The organism is Paenarthrobacter sp. R1, from assembly GCF_030264015.1.
Taxonomy (GTDB): domain Bacteria; phylum Actinomycetota; class Actinomycetes; order Actinomycetales; family Micrococcaceae; genus Arthrobacter; species Arthrobacter ureafaciens.
Window position 1 is genome coordinate 2316677 of sequence record NZ_CP127115.1, and the last position, 26085, is coordinate 2342761.

At 66.0% G+C, this 26085-nt stretch carries 26 protein-coding genes; 17 read left to right on the forward strand and 9 right to left on the reverse strand.

Annotated features, from left to right (window positions below):
- Window positions 1–52 precede the first annotated feature (52 nt).
- Entirely contained in the window at window positions 53–844 is a 792-nt protein-coding gene (locus QN084_RS11250; protein ID WP_069696635.1) for a sigma-70 family RNA polymerase sigma factor, read from the forward strand.
- A gap of 73 nt (window positions 845–917) precedes the next feature.
- Here the strand turns inward: QN084_RS11250 and QN084_RS11255 are convergent, their stop codons facing one another.
- Entirely contained in the window at window positions 918–1868 is a 951-nt protein-coding gene (locus QN084_RS11255) for a glycosyltransferase family 9 protein (RefSeq protein ID WP_069696636.1), read from the reverse strand.
- Window positions 1869–1955: 87 nt separating this feature from the next.
- On the opposite strand from QN084_RS11255, the gene QN084_RS11260 reads away from it, so the two are divergent.
- The 7 genes from QN084_RS11260 (at window position 1956) to QN084_RS11290 (ending at window position 8865) form a co-directional block, all read left to right on the forward strand.
- Window positions 1956–2555: a D-glycero-alpha-D-manno-heptose-1,7-bisphosphate 7-phosphatase gene (locus tag QN084_RS11260; RefSeq protein WP_069696637.1), complete on the forward strand. Its 600-nt coding sequence runs from the start codon at window positions 1956–1958 to the stop codon at window positions 2553–2555.
- Entirely contained in the window at window positions 2552–3637 is a 1086-nt protein-coding gene (locus tag QN084_RS11265; protein ID WP_069696638.1) for a glycosyltransferase family 9 protein, read from the forward strand. Before QN084_RS11260 ends, QN084_RS11265 begins: the two co-directional genes overlap by 4 nt.
- The gene (locus QN084_RS11270) at window positions 3634–4698 is read left to right on the forward strand and encodes a glycosyltransferase (protein ID WP_069696639.1); all 1065 of its coding nucleotides are present in this window, start codon (window positions 3634–3636) and stop codon (window positions 4696–4698) included. Before QN084_RS11265 ends, QN084_RS11270 begins: the two co-directional genes overlap by 4 nt.
- Complete coding sequence (locus tag QN084_RS11275; protein WP_069696640.1) at window positions 4695–5963, forward strand: glycosyltransferase; 1269 nt, start codon at window positions 4695–4697, stop codon at window positions 5961–5963. Before QN084_RS11270 ends, QN084_RS11275 begins: the two co-directional genes overlap by 4 nt.
- Window positions 5964–6031: 68 nt before the next feature.
- Window positions 6032–6658, forward strand: a complete 627-nt coding sequence (locus QN084_RS11280) for a D-sedoheptulose-7-phosphate isomerase (protein ID WP_259363028.1) — start codon at window positions 6032–6034, stop codon at window positions 6656–6658.
- Window positions 6655–8136 carry a D-glycero-beta-D-manno-heptose 1-phosphate adenylyltransferase gene (gene rfaE2, locus QN084_RS11285; RefSeq protein WP_069696641.1) on the forward strand — a complete coding sequence of 494 codons (1482 nt, stop codon included), beginning with the start codon at window positions 6655–6657 and terminating at the stop codon, window positions 8134–8136. The genes QN084_RS11280 and rfaE2 (QN084_RS11285) overlap by 4 nt, the downstream gene beginning before the upstream one ends.
- Window positions 8137–8169: 33 nt before the next feature.
- Complete coding sequence (locus tag QN084_RS11290; RefSeq protein WP_069696642.1) at window positions 8170–8865, forward strand: SDR family oxidoreductase; 696 nt, start codon at window positions 8170–8172, stop codon at window positions 8863–8865.
- Here QN084_RS11290 and QN084_RS11295 read toward each other — a convergent pair.
- Window positions 8834–9985, reverse strand: a complete 1152-nt coding sequence (locus QN084_RS11295; protein WP_259362778.1) for a glycosyltransferase family 9 protein — start codon at window positions 9983–9985, stop codon at window positions 8834–8836. The genes QN084_RS11290 and QN084_RS11295 overlap by 32 nt on opposite strands.
- Before the next feature lie 167 nt (window positions 9986–10152).
- Here QN084_RS11295 and rfaE2 (QN084_RS11300) point away from each other — a divergent pair, with 167 nt between their 5' ends.
- Window positions 10153–11691 (forward strand): D-glycero-beta-D-manno-heptose 1-phosphate adenylyltransferase, encoded by a 1539-nt coding sequence (gene rfaE2 / locus QN084_RS11300; RefSeq protein ID WP_069696644.1) that lies wholly within the window; start codon window positions 10153–10155, stop codon window positions 11689–11691.
- 14 nt (window positions 11692–11705) lie between these two features.
- Window positions 11706–12740 carry an NAD-dependent epimerase/dehydratase family protein gene (locus tag QN084_RS11305; RefSeq protein ID WP_069696645.1) on the forward strand — a complete coding sequence of 345 codons (1035 nt, stop codon included), beginning with the start codon at window positions 11706–11708 and terminating at the stop codon, window positions 12738–12740.
- Window positions 12741–12799: 59 nt separating this feature from the next.
- Here QN084_RS11305 and QN084_RS11310 read toward each other — a convergent pair whose 3' ends face one another.
- Entirely contained in the window at window positions 12800–13879 is a 1080-nt protein-coding gene (locus QN084_RS11310) for an FUSC family protein (RefSeq protein ID WP_210731047.1), read from the reverse strand.
- A gap of 176 nt (window positions 13880–14055) precedes the next feature.
- Between QN084_RS11310 and QN084_RS11315 the strand changes: the two genes are divergently transcribed.
- From QN084_RS11315 to QN084_RS11325, 3 genes are read left to right on the forward strand one after another with little or no spacing between them, the layout of a single operon-like run.
- Window positions 14056–15123 (forward strand): hypothetical protein, encoded by a 1068-nt coding sequence (locus QN084_RS11315; RefSeq protein ID WP_069696646.1) that lies wholly within the window; start codon window positions 14056–14058, stop codon window positions 15121–15123.
- Complete coding sequence (locus QN084_RS11320; RefSeq protein ID WP_021474223.1) at window positions 15120–15551, forward strand: phage holin family protein; 432 nt, start codon at window positions 15120–15122, stop codon at window positions 15549–15551. The genes QN084_RS11315 and QN084_RS11320 overlap by 4 nt, the downstream gene beginning before the upstream one ends.
- Window positions 15548–16123: a DUF3618 domain-containing protein gene (locus QN084_RS11325; protein WP_021474224.1), complete on the forward strand. Its 576-nt coding sequence runs from the start codon at window positions 15548–15550 to the stop codon at window positions 16121–16123. Before QN084_RS11320 ends, QN084_RS11325 begins: the two co-directional genes overlap by 4 nt.
- 87 nt (window positions 16124–16210) lie before the next feature.
- On the opposite strand, the gene QN084_RS11330 is transcribed toward QN084_RS11325, so the two are convergent.
- The 5 genes from QN084_RS11330 to QN084_RS11350 form a co-directional block, all read right to left on the reverse strand.
- Entirely contained in the window at window positions 16211–16810 is a 600-nt protein-coding gene (locus QN084_RS11330) for a MarR family transcriptional regulator (protein ID WP_021474225.1), read from the reverse strand.
- A gap of 109 nt (window positions 16811–16919) precedes the next feature.
- Window positions 16920–17501: a hypothetical protein gene (locus QN084_RS11335; protein WP_069696647.1), complete on the reverse strand. Its 582-nt coding sequence runs from the start codon at window positions 17499–17501 to the stop codon at window positions 16920–16922.
- Window positions 17498–18268: a hypothetical protein gene (locus QN084_RS11340; RefSeq protein WP_069696648.1), complete on the reverse strand. Its 771-nt coding sequence runs from the start codon at window positions 18266–18268 to the stop codon at window positions 17498–17500. Before QN084_RS11340 ends, QN084_RS11335 begins: the two co-directional genes overlap by 4 nt.
- On the reverse strand, window positions 18265–19245 hold the full coding sequence (locus tag QN084_RS11345; protein WP_069696649.1) for a hypothetical protein: 981 nt from the start codon (window positions 19243–19245) through the stop codon (window positions 18265–18267). The genes QN084_RS11340 and QN084_RS11345 overlap by 4 nt, the downstream gene beginning before the upstream one ends.
- A gap of 247 nt (window positions 19246–19492) precedes the next feature.
- On the reverse strand, window positions 19493–19981 hold the full coding sequence (locus tag QN084_RS11350) for an inorganic diphosphatase (RefSeq protein WP_021474229.1): 489 nt from the start codon (window positions 19979–19981) through the stop codon (window positions 19493–19495).
- A 212-nt stretch (window positions 19982–20193) separates the two neighbouring features.
- On the opposite strand from QN084_RS11350, the gene dacB reads away from it, so the two are divergent.
- From dacB to hpt, 4 genes are all read left to right on the forward strand, one after another.
- The gene (dacB, locus tag QN084_RS11355; protein ID WP_069696650.1) at window positions 20194–21639 is read left to right on the forward strand and encodes a D-alanyl-D-alanine carboxypeptidase/D-alanyl-D-alanine endopeptidase; all 1446 of its coding nucleotides are present in this window, start codon (window positions 20194–20196) and stop codon (window positions 21637–21639) included.
- 95 nt (window positions 21640–21734) lie between these two features.
- Window positions 21735–22856, forward strand: a complete 1122-nt coding sequence (locus QN084_RS11360; protein ID WP_069696651.1) for an Rv3626c family coenzyme F420 biosynthesis-associated protein — start codon at window positions 21735–21737, stop codon at window positions 22854–22856.
- An 80-nt stretch (window positions 22857–22936) separates the two neighbouring features.
- On the forward strand, window positions 22937–23995 hold the full coding sequence (tilS, locus tag QN084_RS11365) for a tRNA lysidine(34) synthetase TilS (protein ID WP_069696667.1): 1059 nt from the start codon (window positions 22937–22939) through the stop codon (window positions 23993–23995).
- Window positions 23996–24024: 29 nt separating this feature from the next.
- Entirely contained in the window at window positions 24025–24576 is a 552-nt protein-coding gene (hpt, locus tag QN084_RS11370) for a hypoxanthine phosphoribosyltransferase (RefSeq protein ID WP_021474233.1), read from the forward strand.
- A gap of 146 nt (window positions 24577–24722) precedes the next feature.
- Here the strand turns inward: hpt and QN084_RS11375 are convergent, their stop codons facing one another.
- Window positions 24723–25736 carry a type IV toxin-antitoxin system AbiEi family antitoxin domain-containing protein gene (locus QN084_RS11375; RefSeq protein WP_069696652.1) on the reverse strand — a complete coding sequence of 338 codons (1014 nt, stop codon included), beginning with the start codon at window positions 25734–25736 and terminating at the stop codon, window positions 24723–24725.
- Between the last annotated feature and the right edge of the window lie 349 nt (window positions 25737–26085).

The following is a 26085-nucleotide window of genomic DNA, read 5'->3' on the forward strand; positions in this document are numbered from 1 at the left end:
GAGTCTTGCAGCGGGCTCATCCCCCAATAAGCAGGTCTAAGGATTGAAGCCGATGCGGCAAGCTCGACCCTTCCAAAACCCCTATCACGCGAATGCGCCGGAAAGCAGCCTCCGGCAAAGTTTTCAGGACGGCTTGGTCCTGGACCATTTGAACCTGGCGAAGTCCATTGCCGCCCGGTACTCCGCCCACACCCATGATCTGGACGACGTCCGTCAGGTCGCGTTCATGGGCCTCATCAAGGCCGCCCGTGGCTACGACGAGGCCAAGGGCGTCAGCTTCCCGGCCTACGCAGCCCCCACCATTGCCGGTGAGGTTAAGAGGTACCTGCGGGACCATTGCTGGGTGGTGCGTCCCCCGCGTCCTATCCAGGACATGCGGCGCCAGGTCCTCGCCAGGACAGAAGAAATGACCCAGGCCCTGCAACGCACGCCTTCCCCGGAAGAGGTCGCAGAGGACCTCAGTTTGGAGCCGTGCCAAGTACGTGAAGCCCTGATGGCGGGAACCAGCAAGCGCCCCGATTCCCTGGACGCTCCGGCCGTGGCCGGCGGCGACGGCCTCCAGGGGTCCTTCTCCAGTGCCGGCTGCCCCACGGACAAACTGGAAGACGTCCTCGCCCTGCGGAACGCCATCAGAACCCTCAGCCCCGAGGACCGCCATCTTCTGTACCGGCGCTACTACCGCGAGGAAACCCAGTCGACCATCGCCGAGGCCCTCGGAATGTCGCAAATGCAGGTATCGCGGAGGTTGTCCAAGATCCTGGTGACGTTGCAGGCGCAGTTGTTCGAGGGCCAAGCCGAACTACGGGACGGCTCGGCTGCCCCTTCAAGGAACACTGCTCTCTAATCCGCCGGGGGTACCAGAGAGCGCCCGCAGGGCGGTGGCCAATGCCGCCGCCCCGGGCCACGCCGGCGCCAACTCAGCAGCGGAGTCCGTCCACTGCATCCAGCACGTCGCGCACCGTGACTGCCAGGAGTGCGGGGTCGGGATCAGCGGCGAAGACGTCGCCGCGGCGGAGTTCGACGGCGGTGAGGACCACGTGCGGCCCGGGCGGCGGTCCCCATTCCTCAGCGGGCGCAGGACCGAACAGGACAACTGACGGGCGTTCATAGGCGGATGCCAGGTGCGCGGCACCCGTGTCGGCGGAAACAACCAGCCGCGCCTCGGCGATTGTCGCGGCGAACTCGGCGAGCCCTTGACGTCCGGCGAGCACACCGGCGTCGAGGTTTGCTCCTTGGCGCTTGGCCAAAACGGCCGTCTTTTCGGCCCGTTCGCGTTCGGACGCGCCACCGGTGAAGACGACGTCGTGTCCCGCCTTGGTGAGTTCCACGGCCACTTCCGCGAACCGCTCCACCGGCCACAACCTGCTCCCGTACGCGGCTCCGACGTGAATGACGGTGGCACCGGGGCGGGGGGAAGCCGCCCGGGGCTTGTTGAGCCGGTAATCCAGGGGATCGGCGTCGATGCCGTGCCACGCGAGCAGCCTGGTCCAGCGCTCGCGTTCGGGAAGTCCCGTGGTCCATTCGGGTCCGTCCACGCCGGGAGACCGGTGCGCCACTACCCGCTTGGCCTGCAGCTCCTCGATGCGCTGCCGGCTCTCGGCTCCGTTGCCGTGGAGGTTCACGGCAACGTCCACCACGCCCGGGGCGATGGTCAGTGGATCGTCCAGCCCGGGGGTGGGCAGGTGGTCGATGCCACCTACAAGCTCCACTGCCTCCGCCACCCACGTGGGTGCGGCGTAGAGGATGCGGTGTTCCGGAAACGCCCGGCGCAGGCCGCGCAAGGCAGGAACCGCAACCAGCAGGTCCCCCAGTTTCAGTGCGCGCAGGGCGAGCAGTATGGGCTGTCCATTGCTTTCAATGTTGTTCAAGGTGGCCTCCCGCTTAGGAGTCTAGCGGCAGGAAACTTCTCCTCGTCGCGCTGTTTAGGGCACGGAGAACTGGGGAACTTTGCCGGTATGGGAGGAACCGGAACGTTGAAGGCGGTCCTGTTTGACCGCGATGGAACGCTCGTCGTAGACGTGCCCTATAACGGCGACCCGCGACTGGTGCGGCCCATGGAGAGTGCCCGTTCGGCAGTTGCGAGGGTGCGCGAGGCCGGACTGGCCACAGGTGTGGTCAGCAACCAGTCGGGAGTTGCCAGGGGGCTGATAACGCCGGCCCAGGTGGAAGCCGTGAACCAGCGCGTCGATGAGCTGCTGGGGCCGTTCGACGTGTGGGAATTCTGTCCGCACGGAACGGAGGATGGCTGTCCATGCCGCAAGCCCGCGCCGGGCCTCATCCACAGGGCCTGCGAGGCGTTGGGCGTGGAACCGTCGGAGGTGGCCGTGATAGGTGACATCGGGGCGGACCTTGGGGCCGCAAAGGCTGCTGGTGCCCGGGCTGTCCTGGTCCCCACGCCGGTGACCCGCGAGGAAGAGATCGTTGCGGCGGACCTGGTGGCGAACGATCTGTGGCACGCCGTGGAGCTGCTGCTGGCAGTGCCCGAAGATGCGGCTCTTTCCGCCGGGCCGGCAGTCCGGACCGGCGGCAACCCTACCCAAGGTGCACCTGCATGAGCCGCGTCCTGGTAGCCCGCTTGGACAGCATGGGCGACGTCCTCGTTTCAGGGCCGGCAATACGTGCCGTGGCCAACGGCAGCAGGCCCGACGGCAGCCGGCCCAACGACGTCGTACTGCTGTGCGGTCCGGAAGGGACCGGTGCGGCGGAAATGCTTCCCGGCGTCACTGAAGTCCACACCTGGCAGTGTCCTTGGATCGTCAATCCGGCCCCGCCCGTTACCGAAGAATCCACCCGCGGCTTGGTGGACTTTGTCCGTAGTTCCCGGATTGAGGAAGCCGTGATCCTGACGTCCTTCCACCAATCCCCGCTGCCCTTGGCAATGCTGTTGCGCCTGGCCGGGGTAAAGAGGATTACGGGCGCCTCCACCGACTACGCGGGTTCGTTGCTGGATGTCCGGCTCAGGCCGGGCGAAGATTTCCCCGAGGATCAGCCGGAAGCAGTACGTGCCCTTGGTATCGCCCATGCGGGAGGCTTTGTCCTTCCGCAGGGCGACGACGGCAAACTGCGCGTGAACACCGCTGCAGATGACGAATTCGCCAACAAGCTCGCTGACGAGGGCCCCTACATTGTGGTGCATCCCGGCGCAGCAGCCCCCGCCCGGGAATGGCCCGCGCTGCACCACGCCGCCACCGTGGAACTCCTGGAGGCCTATGGACACCGTGTCGTAGTGACCGGAGGGCCTTCCGAGGCCTCGCTCACCGCAACGGTTGCCGGTCCTTCCGCGCAGAACCTCGGCGGCAAGACCAACCTCCGCACGCTGGCAGCGGTTCTTGAGCGGGCCGCCGTCGTCATCACCGCCAATACGGGACCCGCGCATCTGGCCGCCGCGGTGGGCGCGCCGGTGGTTTGCCTGTTCGCCCCCGTGGTCCCTGCCATCCGTTGGGCGCCGTACGGGGTGCCGCTGGAACTTCTGGGCGACCAGGAAGCGGCGTGCAAGAACACCCGTGCCCGGAACTGTCCCGTTCCCGGCCATCCCTGCCTGAGTTCCGTCACGCCCGAACAGGTCCTCGAAGCCGTGGAACGCCTGCTGGGTGGCGTGGCTTCCCTGGCTACCCGACGAAAGGTGTGGAAACCATGAGAATCCTGGTGTGGCACGTCCACGGAGGATGGATGGAGGCATTCGTCCGCGGACGCCATGAATACCTGCTTCCGGTAGAACCCGACGGCGGCCCCTGGGGCCTGGGGCGCGGTGGCCGCAACTGGCCGGACAACGCCGTGGAAGTGGACCTGGCCACACTGGACCCGGACAGCGTGGACGCAGTAGTCCTGCAACGGCCGGAGGAGATCGCCGCAGTGGCCCGTTCCTTGGGGCGGAAGCCCGGCGTGGATCTGCCTGCCGTCTACCTCGAGCACAATACGCCCAAGGGAGACGTGCCGTTCACTGTGCACCCGATGGCTGACCAGCGCACTATCCCCGTAGTGCACGTGACCCACTTCAACCAGCTCTTCTGGGACACCGGTTCGGCCGCCACGGTAGTGATCGAACACGGCATCCCGGATCCCGGCCGCCTCTATACCGGTGAGCGGGAAGAAATGGGCATCGTGGTCAACGAGCCGGTGCGGCGCGGGCGTGTCACCGGCACCGACCTCCTGCCGGGCTTCGCCGGAGTGGGTCCGCTGCGGGTGTTCGGGATGGGAACGGAGCATTTGCCCGGAGCCCTGAACCTGAAGGGGCTGGGTCTTGGCGAGGAACGGCTGAGGATTGCCGGGGACGTTCCGGCGTCGCAGCTCCACGCCGAGCTGGCCCGTTGCCGGCTCTACGTGCATCCGCTCCGTTGGACGTCGCTGGGCCTTGCACTGTTGGAAGCGATGCATCTGGGCATGCCCGTGCTGGCGCTCGGGACCACGGAAGCCTACCGCGCCGTTCCCCGCGGCGCAGGGCTGGTCTCTACCGACGTCGATGAACTCCAGAGATTCGCCCGCCGGCTGCTCAATGACCCGGACGACGCTTACGCCATGGGCCTTCGGGCCCGCGAAGCTGCCTTGGAACGCTACGGGCTGGACGCATTCCTCCGGGCCTGGGATGAGCTCCTCGGGGACTTGAGAACACGGGGGAGCGCCGCACCAACCGCAACAGCGGCCGGTGGGGCGCCCCGATCGGCACCGCCAAGCCATGATGCAGAGAGGACACACCCATGAAGATCTCCATGGTTTCCGAACACGCCAGTCCGCTGGCGGCTTTGGGAGGAGTGGACGCCGGGGGACAGAACGTCCACGTCGCCGCACTTTCCTCGAGCCTGGCCAAACGTGGCCACCAAGTCACCGTGTACACACGCCGTGACGATCCGGAGCTGCCTGCAAAGGTGCAGGTGGCACCGGGACTCACCGTGGTCCACGTGGACGCCGGTCCCGCCCGGCACATCCCCAAGGACGAACTCCTGCCGTTCATGGGTGCCTTGGCGGACGGTATCTGCGAGGACTGGGCCGGCGATCTTCCGGACGTCGTTCACGCGCACTTCTGGATGTCCGGGTTGGCTGCAATCCAGGCGTCCCGGCGGGCCGGCGCGGCCGATCCCGTACCCGTGGTGCAGACCTTCCATGCCCTGGGCTCCGTCAAGCGGCGCCATCAGGGCAGCGCGGACACCAGCCCGGCGGCACGCGCCTGGCTGGAACCCTGGGTTGGCCGGACGGCCGACTGGGTCATCGCCACGTGCCCGGACGAGGTCTTTGAACTGAAGGCGCTCGGCATCAGCAAATCCAAGGTCTCAATCGCTCCTTGCGGCGTGGACCTCGCACTCTTTGACGGCACGGCCGAACCCGAACCGAAGCCGCGCACCCACCGGATCCTCAGCGTCGGGCGGCTGGTTCCCCGCAAGGGAGTCGACCTCATCATCCAGGCCCTGCCGCATCTTGAACAGGCAGGCTTCGACGACGTCGAACTCCTGGTCGTCGGCGGTTCCGGCGATGCCCTGACCCTCGAGGAAGACCCGGAAGCCCAGAGGCTCCGGGCGCTCACCAAGGAACTGGGCGTAGAAGACAAGGTCACCATGCGCGGCCAGGTGCCGCGCGACGCAATGCCGGGCATCCTCCGCAGCGCTGACGCGGTCATCTGCACCCCTTGGTACGAGCCCTTCGGCATTGTGCCGCTGGAAGCGATGGCAAGCGGCGTGCCCGTGGTGGCCGCCGCCGTCGGGGGTTTGCGCGAAACAGTGGTTGACCACAAGACCGGCCTGCAGGTCCCGCCGCGGGACCCGGAGGCAATCGCCGACGCCGTTGGGCAGCTCCTGGGCGACCCCGCCCTGCGTGCCGACATGGGCAGGGCCGGCCTGCGCCGCGCCCGCTCGCGCTACTCGTGGGACCGCATTGCCGCTGACACCGAAAAAGCGTACCGATCCGTCCTCGCCGCCGGGCTTTCCCGCCAGGCCGGGGAAGCTCTTGAACCCCTGGAAGGAACGGCACTGTGACCATCAACAGCCACACCACGAACACCACCGTCAAGAGTCCGGCGAAACTCAAGTCAGTCCCGGACACCATCCCCGCGGGGTGGACCGGATCCGGCGCCGCGGACACCGAGGTAACCAAGCATCTGGACAACGTTCTTCCGGCCCTCGAATCGCTGCGCTCGCAGGCAGGCCGGCTCTCCGGATGGGGTACCGAGCTTGCCAACCGCTTGCTGGCCGGCCAAAGGTTGCTTGCCGCCGGCAACGGCGGATCCGCCGCTGAAGCCCAGCACCTGACCGCCGAACTCGTGGGTCGCTTCGACTCGGAGCGGGCCCCGTTCTCAGCCATCTCCCTGCATGCTGAAACATCGGCAGTCACGGCGCTGGCCAACGATTACGGGTACGACGAAGTCTTCGCCAGGCAGGTCAGGGCGCACGGTCGTGCCGGCGACGTCCTGGTCCTCCTGTCCACCAGCGGACGCAGCCCCAACCTCCTCAAGGCGGTCCGGGCAGCCAATGAACGCGGGATTGCAACGTGGGCCCTCACGGGGCCGGGCCCCAACCCGCTGTCCACCGCGTGCGACGAGGCCGTCACGGTGGAAGCCATTGCGGCCAACGCGCAGGAGGGCCATCTGATCGCCGTCCACGCGGTCTGCAGGGCCTTCGACGCGGAGGTTGCCCGGCGGACCGGAACCTCGGGCAGGGGAGTCCAGCCATGAAAGTGACCGTGGTGGGCGACCTCCTCCTGGACGTCGACATCAACGGAACCGCCACCCGGCTGAGCCCGGACGCGCCGGTTCCCGTGGTTGACGTAGGAGGCGTCCGGCGTCGGGCAGGCGGTGCCGGGCTGGTAGCCACCCTCCTCATGCGCGACGGCCATGACGTCACTTTGGTCACCGCTGTGTCCGACGACGACGGCGCCGCCCACCTCAGGCGCGCACTGTCCGGCATGGAGCTGCTCACCGGAGCCCCGCTTGCCCCTACCCCCACCAAGACGCGGGTCCGGATCGGTTCGCATCCCGTAGTCCGGTTCGATGAAGGCTGTGCCCCTGCGCCAACTCCGGACTGTACCGGGGACATGCGGGCGGCCATCGACTCGGCAGAGGTGATCGTGGTGGCTGACTATGGCAGGGGGATCACCTTCAACGAGGACATCCGCGACGCCCTCACCACGGCGGCGCGCCGGATTCCCGTGGTGTGGGATCCGCATCCTTCCGGTTCGCAGCCCGTTTCCGGAGTGTCGGTGGTAACCCCCAACCTTGCCGAAGCGAGGACCCTCGCGAAAGCGGCCGGGCTGGAACCGGTGGTGGATCCCGGCGCCGGAACTGCCCAAGCCGGGACCCGACTGCTGGAACACTGGAACAGCCGCGCCGTCCTGGTGACCAAGGGCGAAGCAGGGGCAGTCCTGGTCGAAGCGACGGGACCTGCTACCGACATTCCCGCGCCCAGGACCAGCGTTGCTGATCCCTGTGGAGCCGGGGACCGCCTCGCAGGGAGCCTGGCTGCCTACCTCGGCCTCGGCGTCGCATTGCCCGAAGCTGCCAGCCGGGCCGTCGCCGACGCATCAGCGTTCCTCTCAGAGGGTGGGGCCGCATCGCTCGCGGTGGACGCCGGTGCGGTTGAACCCGGCCCCGCCGCGGCTGGACCCGACCCCGCCGATGCGGTTGAACCCGGTCCCGGCGCGGCCGGACCGCACGCCGATGCCGGCGCCGTCGTCGAACTTTTCGGCAACCAGCCAAGCCGTCCCGACGGCGTCCAACTCGCCGCAGAAGTGCGGGCGCAGGGCGGCACCGTCATCGCAACGGGGGGATGCTTCGATCTTCTCCACGCGGGGCACGCGCGGACGCTCGCCGCTGCCCGTGCCATGGGGGATTGCCTGATCGTGTGCCTCAATTCGGACCAGTCCGTCCGCCGCCTCAAGGGCCCGCACCGGCCGATCGTCAGCATGGAAGACCGGGCAGAGCTGCTGCTCGCGCTCTCATGCGTGGACGCCGTGGTGGTCTTCGACGAGGACACGCCGGAGGACTGCCTCGAGTTCATCCGGCCCGATATCTGGGTCAAGGGCGGCGACTACCAACCCGATGAACTGCCGGAAGCCCGGCTGCTGGCCACGTGGGGAGGGCAATGCGTCACCGTGCCTTTCCACCCGGCCAGATCGACCAGCGGCCTGGCGGAAGCGCTCGCCAAGGTCGGCTGAACCTGTACAGAACCGCCTAACGAAAGGAACCGCATGAACACGCAAACACCTGGCCGCGTCATCGTTACTGGAGGCGGCTCCGGCCTGGGGGCCGCGATCGTGGAAGCGATCAGCAACGCCGGCGGCACGCCGGTCGTCTTCGACCGGGACGTCAGCAACGTCTCCGGCGTGAAGGCCCTGGAAGTGGACGTCTCCAACCGGGAAGCCGTGGAAGCCGCTGTGAAGGAAACCGCGGAAAGCCTCGGCGGCCTGGACGGCGTCGTAACCGCTGCCGGCATTGACCGTTGCGGAAAGCTGGGCGACGTAGCTGCCGACGAATGGGAAAAGGTCATTGGGGTGAACCTCCTGGGCACCGTTTCCACGGTCCGGGCCGCTCTGCCTTATCTGAAGGAATCCAAGGGCCGGGCCATCACCATCGCCTCCACCCTGGGCTTGCGTGCCCTCCCGGATGCAACGGCCTACTGCGCCTCCAAGTTCGGCGTGATCGGCTTCAGCCGCGCGCTCGCGGCCGAAACCGGCGGGGTCATCGGCGTCACCACCATCATTCCGGGTGGCATGAAGACCCACTTCTTCGACGACCGCGACGAGCAGTACAAGCCGCAGGACGACTCAAAGCTCAACGATCCCGCGAATGTGGCTCAGGCTGTGGTGTTCGCGCTCTCGCAACCGTTCGGTTGCGAGGTCCGCGAACTTCTCATTACCCCCGCAGAAGAAGGCTCGTGGCCGTAAGGTCCCGCACGTCCTGAACAACGTCGGCCACGGCGATGCCTTCAATGAGGGTGTCGTCGTGGCCGCAGTGCGGAGCGGTCCAACCAACCTGGGTGACGTCCGCGCCGCAGCGGGGGCACTTGGTCACCCACGACATGTGGATCCGATGCATGCTCCGGCCCCGCGCCCCCGCATTGAAGGCGTTGCCCACCCAGAAAATGCCCACGGTGGGAGTTCCCAAGGCCTGGGCCAGGTGCCGGGGCCCGCTGTCGCTCGCGAGCATCACCGTCGCCTCGTCCAACAGGGCTGCCAACTGCCCGAGGTCCAGTTCGCTGGCCACCGAACGCACCGCCTCACGGTCCCGTTCCGGAATCTTTGACTGCGCGAGTCCGACGACTTCCTGGGCCAGTGCCTTCTCCGATTCGTCGCCGACCGCCAGTACCTGGACACCTTCGGCTGCGAGGCTCGCGGCTGCGTCAGCAAAGTACGACGCCGGCCAGCGCCTTCTGGGATCGGTGGCACCAGGGTGGATGACCACCAGGGAGTGACGGGCCTGGTCCTTCAACCCCGCTACGTCCTGCCGGTACTCCGGTTTTGGCCGCAGCAGGGGCGCAATGATGGTGGGCGCGCCCGCAAGTCCCACTGTCTCAAGCCAGCGGTCAGGCTCGTTCTGGTAGTAGATGTAGTCCAGGTTCCGCTCCAGCCGTTCGGCATCCGGAGTCCGCGTTCCCACGGTGTGCCTCGCCCCCAGCTTCAGCAGGAACGGGTTGGAGAAGCGGCCGCCGCCGTGCATCTGGACAGCCAGATCGAAGTTCCGGCCTTGCATGTCCTGGAGGAACCGTTCAAGCGCTTCCGGATCTTCGTCGCCGTCGCGGACGCCCTTTGCAAACGGAAGGATCTCGACGTCGTCCACGGGGCCTTCCGTTGCGGCCACCAACGCCGCATGGATGGGTGTTCCCAGCAGGGTCACGCGGGCTTCCGGGTAGGCGCGCCTAAGGGCAAACAACGCCGGGTAGGTATAGATGAGGTCGCCCAGCCCGCCGCCGCGCAATACGGCGATCCGCTGCACATCCTGGAACTTCGCCAGTACGGGGCCAACACCTGATTCGAGCGAGATGGCAGAAGCCGGAGAAGTGTCCATGTGGTACATCCCTTCGAGAGGAAATCGGGGGTCCCGCAGCGCTTGCCGGCTCTTGCGGCACCGGCCGCGGACCCGGTGTGGAAAACTGCTGTGCAGGTGTGTGAAGGGCGGGCCGTTGGGTACCTGAGGGAGAGCAGGAACTTGCCGCCTCAACCGGAAGGTACCCCATGGCACGCCTCTCCAATCAAGAAGGTCTGGCCGAATGGTTGCCAGGCCGCCTGGCCGAAGAAGAACCCGTTATCACCGTCATCGGCGACGCCATCCTGGATGGCTGGTGGGACGGGCTGATTGAGCGTTTTTGCCGGGAAGCGCCCGCTCCCGTGGTGCAGGTAAAGCGCCGTGACTACGCTCCAGGCGGCGCAGCGAACACGGCCATGAACCTGGCTGCCTTGGGTGCCCGTGTTCGATTTGTTTCCATGGTCGGTGAGGACACAGCCGGCCGGCAGCTCCGGCAACGGCTCGCAGCCGCCGGGATCGATGTGGACGGCGTACTGTCGCACCCGGGCATGACCACCACCACCAAGAACCGCGTCAGCAGCGGCGGACAGGTCATGCTTCGGCTGGACGATGAATCGGCGTCAGTGCCTGAGGACGGTTTGCTGGAACTGGCGGCCCTCATTCCAGGAGCATTGGCGGGTTCGGACGCGGTGATCCTCTGCGACTACGGCGCAGGCGCACTGGTTGGTCCGGTCCGCGAAGCGCTGCAGCGGGAACTGGGTCCCGGATCACCGGGAAGGCAGAAACCCGCAGGGAGCGGCAGTCCTTTGGTGGTAGTGGATGCCCACCACCCCGAACAGTGGGCGGAGCTGGCACCGGACCTGGCCACCCCGAACGCCCAGGAAGCTGCCCTGCTGCTCGGCGTTGAGCTGCCCGGTGGTGCTGCGCGGTGCCCCTTCGTGGAGGCCCACGCTGCCCAGCTCATGGCCGCCTCCGGTGCGGCCGCCGTCGTCGTAACCCTGGACCGGGACGGCACGCTGACCGTGCGCCAAGGCAGCGACGGCGAGGTGGCCACCCACCGCACCTGGGCGCGGCCGGAAGCGGAGAAGCAGGCCTCCGGCGCCGGCGATACCTTTGTTGCCGCGCTGAGCCTGGCGCGCGCAGCCGGGCTGCCCCTGACCACCAGCGTTGACCTTGCCCAAGCAGCCGCCGACGTTGTGGTCCACCGGCCCGGCACCTCCGTGTGCAGCACCGAAGAACTGGCCCACCATCTCCGGGAGTTCGCGGACACCGCGCTGACCGCAACCGAATTGGCCAAGCAGGTGGAGGCGCACCGGCAGGAAGGGCGGCGGATCGTCCTCACCAATGGTTGCTTCGATGTCCTGCACCGGGGCCACACCCGCTACCTCAACCAAGCCAAGCAACTCGGTGACGTGCTGGTGGTGGCCCTCAACAGCGACTCCTCGGTCCGGCAACTGAAAGGACCGGACCGTCCCGTCAACCACGAGGCCGACCGTGCCGCCGTCATCGCCGCGCTGAGCTGCGTGGACCACGTCACCGTGTTCGACACCCCCACGCCCATCCCGCTGATCGAACTCCTCAAGCCGGACGTCTACGCCAAAGGCGGCGACTACACGCCGGAAATGCTCGCCGAAACAGCTGCTGTGGAAAGCTACGGAGGCACGGTGACTATTCTGGACTACGTACCGGAACACTCCACCACGGCCGTCCTGCAACGCATCCGCTCCACAGGCGAAACCACCAGCTGAGGGAAGAAGAGTCCATGCGCATCGTCATCACCGGGGCTACGGGAAACGCGGGCACCGCCCTGCTGAAGCGGCTCCAGAAGGCCCGGTCCGAGGAGGGGGCCGACCTCCAACTGGTGGGCATTGCCCGGCGGAAACCGGACCTGGACGCCGCGCCTTACCAGGGCGTCGAATGGCACAGCCTGGACATCGGACACCACAGGGACCGTGAGGCCCTGGACAAAGTCATGGCCGGGGCGGATGCCGTGGTGCACCTGGCGTGGGCTATCCAGCCGAACCACAACCGCAAGCTTCTGCGACGCACCAACGTTGCGGGCACGGCCCACGTCCTCGGGGCTGCCCGCAGGGCAGGGGTGGGGCACGTCGTCTGCGCCTCCTCCGTGGGCGCGTACTCGGCAGCGCCGAAGGACCAGAGAACCAAGGAAAACTGGCCTGCCGGCGGAATCAAGGGCTCGCACTACAGCGTGGACAAGGCCGCGCAGGAGCGGCTCCTGAACAACTTCGCCAAGGCAAACCCGGAGGTGGTGGTTGCGCGGCTGCGGCCCGGGCTGATCTTTACCTCGGAAGCCGGCAGCGAAATCGGACGCTATTTCCTGGGCAGGGTCCTCCCGCGACTGATTCCCCGCCGGCCCTGGCTCCCCGTCCTTCCGGTCCCCAAGGACCTGATCTTCCAGGCCGTGCACGCAGATGATGTGGCCGACGCTTATTGGCGGGTCCTCAGGGAACGTGCCGAAGGAGCCTTCAACATCGCCGCCGAACCCGTGCTGGATCCCAATGCGCTCGCATGGATCCTCCATGCCCGGCGCCACCTGCCCATCCCGGTGTCGTTGCTGCGCGCCGTCGTCAGCGCTACATGGCGGCTGCGGATGCAGGTGACGGACCCCGGCTGGGTGGACATGGCTGCGGGCGCGCCGATCATGGACACAAGCCGGGCGCGGACCATTCTGGGGTGGATGCCCCACAAATCGTCGCTGGAGGCATTGACCGAGATCGTCGACGGACTGGGCGAGGGGAAAGGCCGGAAAGCTTCACCGCCGCTGACACCCCGTTAACCCGTATTGCTGCAGGTGGCGTTCGGGTGCTACTTGTTCGGGAGCGACTTGTTCGGGTGCTACTTGGATGACAGCACGGTGATCATGCGCCGGAGGCTCATGGCCACGGATGCTGCCGCGTTCACGGATGCCTGGCCGGCAGCTGCTTCGTTGATGGCATCGCCCAGCCCGGCCACGCAGTCCCGCGCTTCGGACAAAGCGGGCTCGAGTTCGGGCTCTTCGTCGCTGCGCCACCGGTCGATCACGTCGGCTACTGATTCCAGGGCTTCGGAGAGGTTGCTGAGGACGCTGTCCGGGATGACGGTCCCGGCCCCTTCCTCCCAGATCACGCTTTGCAGCACGTCGGTGATGTCCTGCACGTGGAAGGTCAGCCTCTCCACGGTCCGCAAGCCGGCAAGGTCTTGGGGGAGGCGGGTGGCGCGACGGCGGGACCTGGGATTCGCTTTCGCGCTCAGTTCCGCTTGGTACACGGCAGTCCGCACTCCCGCTGCAGTTGTGTCCAGCAGGTCGCTGCGGCTGGCCCAGGCCTCATGGTTTGGCGGCCACGATTCCTGCATCGCCTGTGCCATGTCCCTCAGTTGGTGGGACAGTGCGTTCCGGTGCCCTTCCAAGGCAGGGTCTACCTGTTCCAGGTGCAACGGCGGGATGATCAGCCAGTTCACTGTCAATCCCACCGCTACGCCCAGGGCCATCTGGAGGACGTATCCGAAGGAGAAATTCTCCGCGTTGGAATCACCCAGTAACAGCACAAAGAGCGCGGCCATGGGGATCCACTCGGAAGCCGTGCCCAGCCGGGGGAGGCCGCCAATGAGCACGCCGAGGCCGATCACCAGTGCCACGGAGAAACTGGAGGGGTCGGCGAAGGTGGTCACCGCAAACGCCATGCCGATGCCCAGGGACAATCCCAGCAAACTCTGGAACCCGTGCTTGGCGGAGTCGGCCACCGTTGGGTGCATGCTCACCAAGGCACCCAGCGGCGCGTAGTAAGGGTAGGCGGCAGCCGGTCCGGGCATGAACGGGGCCAGGTACCACGCCAGTCCTGCAGCGAGGGCGGTTTTGGCGGCAAACAGCAATCTGTGGCGGGTAAAAGTCCTTCGGAGCGCGGAGATCAGCCGTCGCCTGTTGGGGATAAGGCGCATCTTCCCAAGATTCGCAGGTCTTGCATGGTGTGTCGAACCGGCGCTAAAGGGAAGCAAATGTTTTTTGATTCGTGCGATTGAATCCCCGGACAGCGGGTACACACCCCATTGATAGTAACGATACTTACTATCCCGGCTGCTGTCCGCAGCCTGCCAACTGTGGAAAGAGAGCGACAATGACTGAGAGCCAATCGCCGCAGGACGGAAGCTTCGCGGCGCCTCGAAACGGGGTCCCCGCCGGGACCGAACCTTACTCCGGAAGCTACCTGGACTCGCCAGTTGAAACCGAGGCCGACACCGCCACCACCAGCACGGCCGGATACCAGGGCGGCGCGTCGGGATCCGGCTCCCACTCGGGGTCCGGCACTGTTGATGCCGCCAAGCAGGAAGCTGCAGGAGTGGCCAGTACAGCCAAGGACGCCGCCGGTGGCGTGGTTGATACCGCCAAGGGCGAGGCCGCGAACGTGGCCCAGGAAGTCAAACTCAATGCCCGCCAACTGCTGACGCAGACCAAGGGCGAGTTGACCGACCAAGCCGCTACGCAGCAGCAGCGCGTCGCCGAAGGGCTGCGGTCCATCTCCGATGAACTGTCCACCATGGCAGGTGCGTCGAACAACGGCGGCGTGGCCGCGGACCTCGTCCAGCAAGCCGCCGACCGTTCATCGTCGGTTGCCCAGTGGCTTGAGAACCGCGATCCCGGGTCCTTGCTGAACGAAGTCAAGAGCTTCGCCCGCCGTCGGCCGGGTGCCTTCCTCTTGCTCGCAGCAGGAGCCGGTGTCCTCGCCGGCCGTCTGGGACGCGGCATGGCAGACAACGCCGCCGCTGAAAGCGCCGGGGCCACTGCCACTTCCGCACCCAGGGCCGAGTACTACCCGAGCTCCGGCGGCGCAGTGCCGCCACCCGCCGTCGACCTCCCGGGTCCGGATGCCACCACGGCAAGCTACGGCACCACGCCCACCACCGGCTACGGCACTACCGCCGGAGTTACGGCTGCCGGCGGAGCTGCAGGAGCAGCCGGCTACGGAGCCGGTACGTCCGGTCTCGAGCCAGGTGCCGAAGGGTACAGCGCCGATGGCTACCGCGCCGACGGCTACGAAGCCGGTGGTTACGACGCCGGAACTACCGGTGGGCTGGAGGGCTCCACGGCCGCCTACCCGGAAACCGATGGTGGAACCAAGGCGCAGGGTGACCCGCTGGCCGGACCCCTGGATCCCGATGACCCCTCCTATGGAGGTTCCCGATGACCAGTCCCGCTGACCTTCCTCCCACGGAAGCCCACCTCAAAGCGGAAACCGTACCCCTCGGGGAATTGCTGGGCGACCTGACGCGCGACGTCTCCACGTTGATGCGCCAGGAAGTCGAACTCGCCAAGGCCGAACTCAAAGAGTCCGCCACCAAGGCAGGGAAGGGCGCCGGCATGCTGGCCGGAGCCGCATGGGCCGGGCACCTCGCTGTCGTGTTCCTTTCCCTCGCCTTGTGGTGGGCCCTGGGCCAGCTGGTTGGCCTGGGATGGTCGGCCGTGATCGTTGCCGTTATTTGGGGCATCGTCGCGGCAGTGCTGGCCAGCATCGGCCGGAAGGAACTGAAGACCATCAACGGCATGCCGCGTACCGCTGAGACAGTCAAGGAAATACCTCCAACCTTCAAACCGAACACTGAGGAGACACGATGACGCAGAATCCCGACGCCCTGCGCGCCGACATCGAACAAACCCGCAGGCGGCTCAGCACCAACGTTGACGCCGTGGCGGACAAGGTCACCCCCTCGCACATCGTCAACAGGCGTGTGGACCGGATCAAGACGGCCGTGTTCGGCGCCCGCGACGATGTCCAGGATGCTGCGGGCAATGCCGCGCACCAGGCTCACGACGCCGTTTCCGGTGTGGTTTCCGATATCGGTGACGCGCCGCAGGCCATCACGCGGAAAGCCCAGGGCAGCCCTGTGGCAGCCGGCTTGATCGCTTTCGGTGCGGGTCTCCTCGTTTCGGCTCTGTTCCCGCCGTCGGAGAAGGAGAAGGAAGCCGCCCAGGCTGTGAAGGAAGCCGCGCAGCCCTTGACCGACGAGCTGAGCCACGCCGCCCAGGAAGTCGCCGAACACCTCAAGGAACCGGCTACCGAGGCTGTGCAGAACGTCAAGGAAACCGCCACCGAGGCTGCCGGTCACGTCAGGGACGAAGGCCAGGCTGCGGCCGCCGATGTCCAGGACCGTGCCACAACCGCGAAGGACAACCTGGGCAACCAGTAACTGCCCGCTTCACCCAACTGAGTCGCAGCTCCGCGCGTTTAGAACGTCCATAACGCGCAGAGCTGCGACTCAGTTTGGGTTAAAACCTCAGCGCACCTCGAGAATCAGCTGCAGTAACCGGGCCGCGGCCGGGCGGGCAGCGTGCTCCTCGGCCCACTGCGCCCGCGCTACGGCCCTGCTCACGGCCTGCGTGCTGATGCCCAGTTCCTGGGCCACGGCTTTCTGTTGCCCCCGAACGCCCGGCGTCAACAGGTCCAGCACCCGCCACTCCGCCACGCTGCGTTCCTGCACTATATGTCCGAGCAGCCGCAGCACCGCCTCGGCTTCCGCGGCTTGGTCCGCATACGGTCCGTCGACCGCTACCGGCACGCGCTCTTTTCCATACCGGAGGCGTTCAACAGCCCGCCGGGCGTACACCAGGCCGTGGCCGGAGGCATCCTTCACCAGGTTCGGCAGGGGTTCATTGATGGGTCCAACGCCGATTCCCACGTACCACTGCCCGCTGCGCAGGGCTATCAGGGCCGATTCAACGGCTTGGTGGCTCGAGTCGACGATGCCTTGCACTTCATCCTCAACCGAACGGTCAAAGTCGATGCGCGCCGGTATGTGCCGCAGGTCCTTCAGGAGCTTCGGCACCAGATCGCCGTCGCGTCGACTGTCGCGTTGGTTGATGGTCAGCGTGAACATAGTGGATCACATGCTACCGGCTGGTAGCTGCTCCGCAAGGCTGCGGATTCACTGTTACCTGGTCCGGTGCGGTTTGGCTGAAAAGCACGACGGGGGGCGGACCTTCCGGTTATTGCCCGGCTTGGCTGGCTGGTGCCGCCTTTGGATCGGCGATCGGCTGCTGTCCCTGCGCCAGGCCCGAGCGGCGGTCGATGGCCACGAATTTCGGATCCCAGGTGTCGCCGGAACCGCCGCTCAGCGCAGAGGCGATCATCATGAACAGGTAGAACGGGAAGAAGGACCAGCAGACCGCGCGCCAACCGCCCAACCAGGCTCCCGCCGTCGTGCCGTTCTTGATGAGCACCGAACGCATACCCGCTGCGGCGTCACCGACGCTGCCCGCCGTTCCCCAGATCATGCCGTACACGAACAGCCCGACGAACCACAGGACGACGTAGAGCGCGAGCCAGAAACCGTCGTTGAAGGCAAGCAGTGAGCCGCTGTTCATCATGGCATTCCTGGCGACCGCCACCATGACGGCGATGACGCAGTAGCCCACCACGAACACCAACGCGTCCAGCACCCGGCCCCAGAAATGGGCGGCACCGGAGGCTTTGACGTACAAGGCTCCGGACTCGGTGTGGCGGCGGACCTGCCGGCCGTTGGCCGCGTCCACGAGTCCGGTGGCGGTCTGCGACGGCGAATTGCTCATGAGGCGAGGCCAGCCAGGATGCGGGCCAGGCCGGCCGCCGACGTTTCCTTGATTTGGAGCGAGACTGCGTCGCCCTCCACCTGTGGAGTCAGGACGTGGACACCGGACGGACCTGTGTACACGGTGATGGTGGGGAAGTCGTTGGACTCGGTATTGAAGGCCACAATGTTGCTGGCTGCCTCGGTGTCAGCGAGGGCGGTTGCAGCGTACTCCTCGAACTTCGCCTCCGTGTAGGCGGTGGCTTCGGTGTCCTGCCGGGCAGCGTTCTTGGGGTCCACGAACTCGGCGAGGCGGGGGACCAGCTGATCACGGGTGACAACCGTGAAGCCGTGCAGCCCGCCCTCGTCCACTTCCTCGATGAGGACGCCGTCGTCGTGCACATAGCCATACAGCCAGCGCTTTCCGGTGGAAACGGTGCGCTCCACGGAGACCACGCTGTTACCGCTGCGGCGCAGGGTGAGGGCGCCTGTGATTTCTTCAGTGGCGTGCAGGCGCGAGGGTTCGGTCTCGCCTTCGAAGACCACCGGGTACACCAGTTCCTTGGCGAGCAGCCCGCGCAAGGCCACCGCGCACATGAGATCCTTGCTGGCGTCCTGCGAGCTCAGCCAAGGGAGCGCCACGATCTGCTCGTGCTGCACCCCGTCGAGGGCCACTACTTCCTCGTCCGTCAGCGTGGGCAGGGCCGCCCCCTCCGAGGTGGCCGAGGCAAGGACTTTCGCTGCCGATTCGATGTCCCTGGCGGTCCATTTCATGGTGGTGCTTGTCATCCGAATATCCCTCCAACAAACTTTCCGACTGACTTGGCGGCATCACTAACCCCGTCTGCCACCTTACTGCCTACATCCTTGGCGAAATTGCCCACTTCCCTGGCGCCGTCGGCAAGGTAGCTGCCCGGATTGCGGGCGAAATTGGTGATGGAGGACCAGTTGTCGGCCACCAGGTTGCCCAGTGCCCAGGCCCCGGCAACGATGCCCGCCCCGATCACGATCGGGGCGCCCACCGGTCCCAGCAAGGCCGCGCCGCCGGCGGTCATCAGCATGACGCTGCCGACGCCGCCCACCACGGTGAGACCGCCGGCAACACGGTCGCCTGTGCCGCGCCAGCCGGTGTGCTCGGGACTGATCATGTCGCTGATGCCGCCAACAATATTGAGCGGGGCCGCGAGGGCGCCTGCCACCCGGAGGCCCTTCGAGAGGCGGCTGGCATCCTGGAACGCCTGGCTGAACGGGATGTTGGCTTTGAGGTCCGTGATGACGTCGGTGACCTTTTCGCCGTTGCGCAGTGCGGTCAACGCGTCCTTGATGACGCTGCCGCCGGCACGCCAGTTGGTGAGCACCTCGCGGGTCTTGACCCATTCGGCGTGGCCGAGGTTTCCGTATTTGTAGGCAGTCCAGAGCTGGGCCGCGAGGTCCTTGACGCCCATCCCGGTGCCGTAGACGTCACTGAGGACACCCACGGAACTCCGGGATCCGTCGTTGTTGCTGGCGAATTCCTGCTGGTTGGCGTTCTTCTTCAGCAGGCTCGCGTTGTCCCGGAGCATGGTGGCGGCCTTGACCAGGCTCTGCCGGTGCTGGCTGTTCCAGTCGTTCTTGAACATGGTGGCGTCACGGCCCTGCCAGGCCGTGGCCGAGTTGATGGCGTTGGACAGCTGGGCGCTTTGCATGGTGATCGTGTCCGCCGCTTTACCCATCACGCCGGCCAGACTGCGAAGCTGCGCAATGTCGGCGCCATAGAACCCGGCCATGTGGAACCCCTTTTTTGTTGCATGAGTCGATGAGAGTCTCGTCCCACCCTAGGCGGGGCGGGCCAACGCTGCGATGGGGAGCGGTGCCCATCGCGGCAGCGCTTAAAGGGCAGCGCTTAAAGTACGACGGCGGGTGGTGGGGTTCCCTTCAGAACCGCACCACCCGCCGTCGCAACCCAACTGAGTCGCAGCTGTGCGCGTTTGGAAGCTTCAAAACGCGCACTGCTGCGACCTACATGGGGAAGGACTAGTGGCCTTCTGCTGCGAAACGCTTGATGGAAGCCTCGAGCTCGGCTTCGGCGGCGGCACGGTCGCCCCAACCCTCGGCCTTGACCCACTTGCCCGGCTCGAGGTCCTTGTAGCGGGTGAAGAAGTGCTCGATTTCCTTGATCAGGAATTCGTTGACGTCGCTGACTTCCTGGATGTGGTCGAAGCGTGCATCCGCGGGAACGCAGAGAACCTTGGCGTCTCCGCCGCCGTCGTCCGTCATGTTGAAGACGCCGATCGGGCGGGATTCAACGATGACGCCCGGGTGGAGGTCGAAGTCCTGCAGGAGCACCAGTGCGTCCAGCGGGTCGCCGTCTTCGCCCAGCGTGTTCTCGAAGAAGCCGTAGTGCGTGGGGTACTGCATGGAGGTGAACAGCACGCGGTCCAGGCGGACACGGCCGGTTTCGTGGTCGACTTCGTACTTGACGCGCGATCCCTTGGGGATCTCGATGGTCACGTCGTGCTTCATGGAATGCTCCTTGACGGGTGTGGGTGGGGCTGGCTTCGCCTGTAACGGAGACCGCCGGAAACCGGCAGCCCCCAGGCAGTCTGCTCAGTCCAGGGCTGGCGGCAGGCAAAAGTACAGCCGACGCCGCCGACTACTATTGAGGATATAGGGAGACACCCGGGTTTCTTGAACCGGCGGGGGACATTTCAAGACTGACAGGACCAAGCAACTGCATGAAGGGCGTTGAAAACGGGGCTGCCCGCAGGGGGTTGTCCGCGGCGTGGGGGCGCCTTAAATGGCCCCTGCTGTTGGCCGTCGTCCTGTTGTGTGCCGCGGTGCTGATCGGGTCCGGACTCGCGCCCGGGCTCTGGAATGCGCCCAAACCGCCGCCCCCTGTTCCCGCGTGGCAACAGCAACCCACCAGCCTGGCCACCACAAAATCCGTTCTCCCCTTGGACAAGGACGCCCCCAAACCCACCAAGGCTGAGCTCACACGTCTCCTGGAGACCACGCTGCAGCCCGACGGCGAGGGATCCATGACGGGCGTAGTGCTCGATGCCGCCACCGGCGAGGTCCTTTTTGACCGCCAAGCGGACGCCAACCGGATCCCGGCGTCGAACATGAAGTTGTTGACCGCCGTCGCTGCTTTGAAAGCCTTGGGCCCGGACACGCGACTGACCACCCGCGTAGTGGGTGCCGACGATCCCGCCACCGTGGTGCTCACCGGTGGCGGGGATGTCCTGCTGGGTGCCGGCGAATCTGATCCCTCCGCGGTCATGGGACGGGCGGGGCTGGCGTCGCTGGCCGCGGATACCGCCTCGGCCTTGGCAGCTTCCAAGGTGACGGGACCCGTGACCGTGAAGGTGGACGACTCCCTGTTTTCCGGTCCCGCGTTGAACCCCGCATGGAGCCTGGACGACGTCGCCGCAGGTGAAACGGCGCCCCTCTATCCGCTGGCCCTCAACTCCGGACGGTATTCGCCCACAGTCACCACCGGGCCGCGGCCGCAGGACTCCGCCGCCACCACAGCCCAGGCGTTCGCCGAGCAGCTGGCGGCCGCGGGCGTCAAGGTGGCGCCCGGCGTCGAACGCGGAAAAGGGGTTCCCGGAAGGGTGCTGGCCAGCGCGGAATCAGCCACGGTCAGCGAGCAAGTGGATCTGATGCTGGAAGTCTCGGACAACTTCCTCGCCGAAGCGTTGGGCCGACTGACCGCCGCCGCGTCCCGGCAGGAACCAACGTACGACGGCGCCACTGCGGCCGTGCGGCAACGGCTGGGGGAGTTGGGAATCACCACGGATTCGATGGAGTTGGCCGATGTGTCCGGCCTTGCCTTGGAGAACAAGGTCAGTGCACGGCAGTTTGCCGAGGTGGTCCGGGCCATCACCAGCGGTTCCGAGCTTTCGTTGCGGGCGGCCCTTGATGGCTTTCCCGTTGCGGGGCTGACGGGCACGCTGGATGACAGGTACATCGACGCGGGCACAGCCGAAGGGGCCGGGCTGGTCAGGGCCAAGACCGGCACCCTTAATACGGTGATCGCCCTCAGCGGCTATGTTGTGGACGCCGACGGCCGGCTCTTGGTCTTCTCCTTCATTGGCAACGGGCTGGAGCCGGGCGCTGCAGGGAACAAGGTGGCTATGGACCGTTCGGCGTCGGTGTTGGCTTCGTGCGGTTGCCGCTGAGGGGTTTGCTCTTGCTGGCCTTTGGTGGGGCTAGAAGCTCCGCGTGGAGCGAACTTAAGGGCTGGCTGTCAGCCAGGTGTGGTGTGATGGACCCTATGGTGACTTCCGCCCGTGATTCGTCAGCAGGGACACCTTCCCTGATCAATTGGGACCTGGCTGCCTCCACGGCCGCCCGGCTGGCCCCTCCAGGCCCGGCGCTCAGTGCCGGGGAGATCGGCAAAGCCGTGGAGAACCTCCGGTTCAACGCCGATGTCTCGGTGCCGCATGTCCATGACATCACGGGCCTCGACGCCGCACGGGACCTCCGCGACTCCCATGTTTTGGTGGTGGACCGGGCGTCCTGGTCGAAGGCGAACACCCAAAGTTTCTCCGTCATGCTGCAGCCGGCCCTGCAGAAGATGTTGGAACACCGGCACGGGTCATCCATGAGCCCCGCGGCGGCCAACGCCAGCGGCGCCATCACGGGAAGCCAACTCGGTGCCATCCTCGCCTTCCTGTCCAGCAAGGTCCTTGGCCAGTACGATCCCTTTGCCGCCATGGCGCCCGGTTCCATCGTGCCGCCGGGTGGACGCCTCCTCCTTGTGGCGCCGAACATCATCTCCGTGGAACGCGAACTGAATGTCCACCCTGACGACTTCCGCCTGTGGGTCTGCCTGCATGAGCAGACACACCGCGTGCAGTTCGCCGCGGCGCCGTGGCTGCGCCATCACATGCTGGAGGAGATCGAGAAGCTCAGCACGCACCTGCTGGGGAACATGGATTCCCTGGTGGAACGGGCCAGTGCAGTGGCCAAGTCACTCAAGGACCGCACGGCTTCGGGCAACGTTCCGGGCCGCGGTGCCATCCTGGACCTGCTCCAGGACCCCGAGGAAAAAGCAGCGATCTCGCACATCACGGCCGTCATGAGCCTGCTCGAGGGCCACGCGAACGTGGTCATGGATGCCGTCGATTCCAGCATCGTTCCGTCCGTGAAGACCATTCGCCAGCGGTTCAACGATCGCGGCAAGGACCGCGGGATCATAGAGAAGTTCATCCGCAACATCCTTGGCCTCGATGCCAAGATGCGCCAGTACACCGACGGCGCCAAGTTCGTCCGCGGCGTGGTGGATGTGGCCGGAATGGACGGCTTCAACAAGGTCTGGGATCACGCCGGGAACCTGCCCACGGAAGAAGAAATCCATGACTCCAAGCTTTGGCTTGAGCGGATGGGACTTTGAGTTCACCTGCTGTCCTGCCGGGTAAAGGACGACGCGGGCCCGGCCGTTTGGCTCCGGTCGTCGGCAAAGCGCGCAGGTTGTTGCAGGACGCCTTGGCCGACGCCGGATACCCGTCGCGGGTACTCGTGGCCTGCAGTGGTGGGCCGGACTCCATGGCGTTGGCCGCGGTAGCCGCCTACTTTGCACGCCGCGGCCACGTTGACGGGCACCCGGTGTCCGTGGCCGGCGTCGTTGTTGACCACCAACTGCAACCTGGGTCTGCGGAGGTTGCCGCGAAGGCGGCCGCGGCATTGCGCGAACTGGGTCTTTCTTCCGTTGAAGTGCGGACTGTGGAGGTGGCATCCACCGGCTTCGGGCCGGAAGCGGCGGCCCGTGATGCCCGCCATGCCGCCCTCAACGCTGCAGCAGATGACCTTGGCTGCGAAGCGATCCTGCTGGGCCACACCCTGGACGACCAAGCCGAACAGGTGCTCCTCGGGCTCGCCCGTGGTTCCGGCACGCGGTCGTTGGCCGGGATGCGCCCGGCGCGCGGCCGTTTGCTGCGCCCCTTCCTTGGCCTTCGACGGGCCGAGACCTTGGAAATCTGCGCGGTCGAGGAACTCGAACCCTGGCATGATCCCACCAACTCCGATCCGTCGTTCGCCAGGTCCCGGACCCGTGTGGAAGTCATGCCGGTTCTTGAGGAAAAACTGGGGCCCGGCGTCGCCGAATCCCTGGCCCGTACCGCGGCGATCCTGCAGCAGGACGCCGATTTCCTTGAGGACCTTGCCAGTGAGACGTATCTCTCGCTCGTGCAAAAAACTTCCGACGGCGCCTGGCTGCCTGAAGATGCCGTCCGGGACCTGCCTCCCGCGCTCCGGTTCCGCGTTATCGCGAAGGCGGCCGCCGACGTCGGAGGCCAACAACCCGGCTACGGGCGCCTTCAAGCCGCGGAAGCGCTGCTTCGCAGGAAGGGTTCGGCAGGGCCCGTTGAACTTCCCGGCCACGTGAGCGTGTACCGGCTCTCCCTCAGCGATCTGGAGCAGGAACGGGCCACTGCGGATGCTTCTCCCGGTGCCGGAACCCCCGACGGCGTTCCCCGGGAAGCCACGCGCTGTGGGAAGCTAGTATTCCGGCATCACAAATCGTCCCAACAGTAGCCGCACCGAGCATTTAACAGGAGCCATTGGTGGATTCAAACGACGTCCAGGCAGATCTCAAGCACGTTCTTTACACCAAAGAGCAGATCCAATCCCGCATCGCTGAGCTGGCGGCCCAGATCGACAAGGACTACGAGGGTCGCGACATCCTGATGGTCGGGGTCCTCAAGGGTGCCGTCATGGTGATGGCCGACCTCGCCCGCGCCCTGCACAGCCACGTCAGCATGGACTGGATGGCAGTGTCTTCCTATGGTTCGGGTACCCAGTCTTCCGGTGTTGTCCGTATCCTCAAGGACCTCGACACCGACCTCATGGGCAAGGACGTCCTGATTGTCGAGGACATCATCGACTCCGGCCTGACCCTTTCCTGGTTGAAGTCCAACCTCGAATCCCGCGGCACGGCCAGCGTCGAGATCTGCACGGCGTTCCGCAAGCCGGCCGCCGCCAAGGTGGAGATCGATGTCAAGTACGTCGGGTACGACATTCCCAACGAATTCGTGGTCGGCTACGGCCTCGATTACGCCGAGAAGTACCGCAACCTGGACTTCGTGGGCACGCTGGCTCCGCACGTTTACGAGTAAGCCGCTTCCCGCTTCCGGTCACCGCCGCACCCGTTTCCGCCACGCGCACCCGTTTCCGCGGGCGTGCTGTCACCGCCGCGCCCCTTCCCGCACGACGCACCCGTAACACCGGGCGCATGCGGCGCGAAGGGCTGCGGTGTGTGTGCTTAAGGGGTGCGGCTGGACCGCAATCCGCCGTCGATGAGGATGTTGGCGAATGCCCTCGGGTTCATCATCTCTCCCCAATCCCAGCGGATGACGGTCAAACCGAGTGCACGCAATGCGTTTTCGCGGGCCTTTTCATCCATGACTACCTGCTGGATCGTCTTGCCGCCGCGCAGTTCGCTCCGCAAGTACTTCCCTTGGCCATCAAATTCTCCAACCAAATCCAACTCGGGCCACCAGAAGTCGGTCCGCGCGGTCTTCCCATTCTTCAAAGTGAAGGTGGCCTGAAGCCGGGGCGCCGGAAAACCCTGAAGAATCATGTTTGCCCGACTGATGGACTCACCGGGGGACTCTGAGTCGGCGGCCGAGAACTCGATGATTTTCGAAGCACGTCGCTGCCGGGATGTGGTTGCAATGTTCGACACCGCCTCCTCAAGGGCTTCGAGTTGGAGTGCCGGACCCCAAGGGCTTTCCTTGTCCCAGTCCGCAGCGTCAGCCGGGGATGGAGCAGTCAGCCCGGACCAAGGATATTGACCCGTCCGAACTGATAGATCCCGGCGGCTCGAGTCGACCACGGCCAAGGCCTCACCAAAATTCAGTTTGCCTGCTAGTTCGATTGTTGTGCGGGCCTTATCGGTGACCTGGAATCCGCCGAGTTGGCAGACACCCTGATCGAGGGACCCCAGTGTCCGGTGGACTCCGTTCTTGGATCGTCCCCCGCGAGGATCATCGGTAAGCGTCTGTAGTTGCCGTGGAACCCCAACCACACCCAGTCCCCACAGAAGTCCTGCCGTTTTCATAGTGAACACCGGAGATTTGAGGGTGGTGTGGACCAAAGCCGCGGCTAACACTCCGTGCCGTTGGCGCTCGTTAAGGGCAGCCCAGATCCCTGCCGGAACATAGGCTCCTCTGCGCACCCGTATGAGCTCACCCCGCTGCGCCCGCTTGGCAAGAAGACGCGGGTCTTGCCCGATCCGGGTAGCGTCAGAGCTGAAGATCAGTTTTGAGGAAGGCATGCGGTTAACGGTGCTGGCCGGTCCGGGCCCATAGACAGGCCTGATGACCTGTATGTGGACAATTCACTCGATCCGGGTCGCCAAATGCGTATCGCCCGAAAACCGGAGTCCGTACTAAGTCAAGGGAACGCCGCAGCCGCTTCCGCCCCGCGCACCCTTGCGGCGTGGTCATCGCATCCGCTTCCACCTCGCGCACCCGCAACACCGGGGGCATTTGGCGGGAACGGGCGCGGTGCTCCGGGGGTGTTGGCCGGAGCGGGGGCATTTGGCGCGTAGGGGTGCGGTGCTCCGCGAACGATCGAGCCAGCCGCGGCTCCAACGGCGGAAACCCGGCGCGCGGCTGTACGCC

Coding starts and splice junctions, on each gene's coding strand:
- QN084_RS11250 (WP_069696635.1), top strand. CDS start 53: ATGCGGCAAGCTCGACCCTTCCAAAACCCCTATCACGCGAATGCGCCG.
- QN084_RS11260 (WP_069696637.1), top strand. CDS start 1,956: ATGGGAGGAACCGGAACGTTGAAGGCGGTCCTGTTTGACCGCGATGGA.
- QN084_RS11265 (WP_069696638.1), top strand. CDS start 2,552: ATGAGCCGCGTCCTGGTAGCCCGCTTGGACAGCATGGGCGACGTCCTC.
- QN084_RS11270 (WP_069696639.1), top strand. CDS start 3,634: ATGAGAATCCTGGTGTGGCACGTCCACGGAGGATGGATGGAGGCATTC.
- QN084_RS11275 (WP_069696640.1), top strand. CDS start 4,695: ATGAAGATCTCCATGGTTTCCGAACACGCCAGTCCGCTGGCGGCTTTG.
- rfaE2 (WP_069696641.1), top strand. CDS start 6,655: ATGAAAGTGACCGTGGTGGGCGACCTCCTCCTGGACGTCGACATCAAC.
- QN084_RS11290 (WP_069696642.1), top strand. CDS start 8,170: ATGAACACGCAAACACCTGGCCGCGTCATCGTTACTGGAGGCGGCTCC.
- QN084_RS11295 (WP_259362778.1), bottom strand. CDS start 9,985: ATGGACACTTCTCCGGCTTCTGCCATCTCGCTCGAATCAGGTGTTGGC.
- rfaE2 (WP_069696644.1), top strand. CDS start 10,153: ATGGCACGCCTCTCCAATCAAGAAGGTCTGGCCGAATGGTTGCCAGGC.
- QN084_RS11305 (WP_069696645.1), top strand. CDS start 11,706: ATGCGCATCGTCATCACCGGGGCTACGGGAAACGCGGGCACCGCCCTG.
- QN084_RS11310 (WP_210731047.1), bottom strand. CDS start 13,879: ATGCGCCTTATCCCCAACAGGCGACGGCTGATCTCCGCGCTCCGAAGG.
- QN084_RS11315 (WP_069696646.1), top strand. CDS start 14,056: ATGACTGAGAGCCAATCGCCGCAGGACGGAAGCTTCGCGGCGCCTCGA.
- QN084_RS11320 (WP_021474223.1), top strand. CDS start 15,120: ATGACCAGTCCCGCTGACCTTCCTCCCACGGAAGCCCACCTCAAAGCG.
- QN084_RS11325 (WP_021474224.1), top strand. CDS start 15,548: ATGACGCAGAATCCCGACGCCCTGCGCGCCGACATCGAACAAACCCGC.
- QN084_RS11330 (WP_021474225.1), bottom strand. CDS start 16,810: ATGTTCACGCTGACCATCAACCAACGCGACAGTCGACGCGACGGCGAT.
- QN084_RS11335 (WP_069696647.1), bottom strand. CDS start 17,501: ATGAGCAATTCGCCGTCGCAGACCGCCACCGGACTCGTGGACGCGGCC.
- QN084_RS11340 (WP_069696648.1), bottom strand. CDS start 18,268: ATGACAAGCACCACCATGAAATGGACCGCCAGGGACATCGAATCGGCA.
- QN084_RS11345 (WP_069696649.1), bottom strand. CDS start 19,245: ATGGCCGGGTTCTATGGCGCCGACATTGCGCAGCTTCGCAGTCTGGCC.
- QN084_RS11350 (WP_021474229.1), bottom strand. CDS start 19,981: ATGAAGCACGACGTGACCATCGAGATCCCCAAGGGATCGCGCGTCAAG.
- dacB (WP_069696650.1), top strand. CDS start 20,194: ATGAAGGGCGTTGAAAACGGGGCTGCCCGCAGGGGGTTGTCCGCGGCG.
- QN084_RS11360 (WP_069696651.1), top strand. CDS start 21,735: ATGGTGACTTCCGCCCGTGATTCGTCAGCAGGGACACCTTCCCTGATC.
- QN084_RS11375 (WP_069696652.1), bottom strand. CDS start 25,736: ATGCCTTCCTCAAAACTGATCTTCAGCTCTGACGCTACCCGGATCGGG.